The organism is Streptomyces sp. NPDC086519 (assembly GCF_040686075.1).
In the GTDB taxonomy this organism is placed as follows: domain Bacteria; phylum Actinomycetota; class Actinomycetes; order Streptomycetales; family Streptomycetaceae; genus Streptomyces; species Streptomyces shenzhenensis.
Window position 1 is genome coordinate 1 of the sequence record NZ_JBFBJL010000158.1, and the last position, 2557, is coordinate 2557.

Consider the following 2557-nt stretch of genomic DNA (forward strand, 5'->3'; position numbering starts at 1 on the left):
TCGATCCGGCAGCGGCAGGCGCCGGCGAGAGTGGCCGCGAACTTCGCGGTGATGCCCCTGGCCCCACCCACCAGCAGCACCACCGAATCCCGGTCCAGGCCCAGCGCCGCCGCCTCCGCGGCGCCCTCCCCCGCCGGCCCGGCACCGCTGTCGGCGAGCGTACCGAGCGGGGCCTCGACCAGCTGAAATCCGTGCCGTCCGGCCGCCGTGCGCAGGACGACGGGGGTGTCGGATCGAGGGGCCAGCAGTTCTGCGAGCAGCGCGTCGGCGACCGCCACGGGCGAGGTGTCCTCAAGGTCGATGACACGCGCGACGGTGTCCGGGTACTCCCGGGCCACGGTCCGGAAGAATCCGTGCAAGCCCGCCGAGCGCAACTCCTTCGCCGCCCCCACAGCCAGGAGACGGCGTGGCGAGCGCCGCAGCGCGGCCTGGAAGACCGGGAAGGCGGCGGGTAGCACGGGCGGGCCGCAGGGAGCGAGCGAGTCCAGACAGAGGATGCCTTCCACCGGACCGTCGGCCTCGGCGAGCAGGTCGAGGGAAGCAACGTGCTGCACGTGGGCCCCGCACGCGGAGAGCCTGGTCAGGACCTCGTGGGACACGTCCCGGCTGTCACCGCCACCGACCAGGACGTAACGCCGGTCGGCCAGCAGGGACGACGGATCCGCCGGGCCGTCGCAGTCCTGGTGGGGCAGGAGCACAGGCTGCGCCAGAAGGCGCTTCGGTGCCTTGCCGGAAGCAGTCGGGGTTTCCCGGACAACGGCCTGCGCATCGGGTGAACCGCCCGCGCCGGGTCCCGTCAGCCGTGCCGCGAGCCAACCCGTCACCGCGGCCGCCGTGCGGGCCTTGGCCAGCTCCTCCAACTCGCTGTCGTCCAGGGTCCGGGCGCCGCTCGCGATCCCGAGCCGCTTGGCCAACTCGCCCGCGATCTCGGCCCGCTTGATCGAGTCGATGCTCAGGTCCGCCTCCAGATCGAGGTCGGGCTCGATCATGTCGACGGGGTAGCCGGTGCGCTCGCCTATGATCTCCAGCACGGTGTGGAGCACATCCGCTTCGGTGCGGGTTCCGGGCGGCGACTCGGCTTCGGGTTTCTGCTGTTGAGCTGGGGGAGGTTCGGGGGCCGACACGGCGGCCACGGGCACGGCGGACGGGGCAGGTGGGGCTACGAGCGTCCGCTCGCCCGGGGCAGCTCCGAAGTAAGTCAGGATGACATCGCGCTGAGCGGCGATCATCTCCCGGCTGGTGCGCAGGAAATCGGCGATCAGCGCGTCCCGGTCGGCGGGGGCGCCGTGCGGCTGGTTCGTCGTCACAGTCGTCGTCTCCACGACTCGTCGGGCCGGTGCGAGGGCACCGGGCAGGAGGTCTCCGGCGGCGGTGCGCACGAGCTGTCCGTCGACCGTCCAGCCGGGCCGCTTCGGCGCCGGGGTCCGGACCGCGTCCACGGCGTCACGGCCGCGCAGCAGCCAGGCGGTGCGTACCGGTACGTCTGCCACGGCCAGCTGGGCCAGTGCGTCGAGCCAGCCGGGCAGGCCGCTGTCGGCACGGGGTTCGCAGGCCACGGTGGTGTGCGGGCGGTCGCCGAGGATCTGCCCGACCAGCCGGGTCAGGACCGTCCCGGGCCCGGCCTCCACGAAGACCCGGGCCCCGGCCTCGTACATCGCCTCGATCTGGGCGGTGAAGGCGACGGGTGAGCCGATCTGGGCGGCGAGTCCGGCGCGTACGGCGCCGGCGTCCGGCCGGTAGGGGGCCGCCGTGCGGTTGGACCACACCGGGAACTCGGGCGGTCGTACGGCCGTGTCCGCGAGCACCTCGGCGAACCGCTCTCCCGCCCCGGCCACCACGGGGCTGTGGAAGGCGCAGGCGACCGGAATGCGCTTCGCGCCCAGGCCCGCTTCCCGCAACCGCCGTACGGCTTCGGTGACTTCTTCCGTCGGTCCCGAAATCACGGTCTGCTGAGACGAGTTGCGGTTGGCCACGACCACCGCGGACGCGACGCCTGAGGCACGCAGTGCACGCTCGACGTCCTCCGCTGCGGCGGACACGGCCGCCATGGTGCCGGGATCGTCGCCCGCCGCGGCCAGGATCGCCGCCGCGCGTTCGGCGCTGAGCTCCAGCAGCGCTTCGGCCTCGAACGCGCCGGCCGCACACAGTGCGACCAACTCGCCGTAGCTGTGCCCGCCCGCCATGTCCGGCCGTACACCCACGGAGGTGAGCAGCGCGTGGGCGGCGAGGCCGGTGATGCCGAGGGCGGGCTGGGCGGCCCGGGTGTCGGTGAGGGCGGCCCGGCGGCGCTCGCGGGTGTCCTCGTCGAACGCGGTGGGCGGGTAGAGGGTGTCGGCGTGGGCGCGGCCGAGCTGGAGGTAGTGCTGCAACTCGGGGAAGGCGATGAGGACGTCGGCGAGCATGCCGGGGCGCTGGCTGCCCTGGCCGGGGAAGAGGAAGGCGACCTTGGCGTCGGCGTCGGCCCGCGAAGAGGCCAGATGGATCCCCCCGCGCGGGTCGTGCTCCCCGGCCAGGACCCGGCGCAGTTGTCCGGTCAGCCCGGCCACGTCGCCGGCGA

1 protein-coding gene is annotated in these 2557 nt (G+C 73.8%); it reads right to left on the reverse strand.

The features are described 5' to 3' along the window. A partial coding sequence (locus AB0P24_RS47765; protein WP_365805755.1) for an acyltransferase domain-containing protein occupies positions 1 to 2557 on the reverse strand: 2557 nt, incomplete at both ends.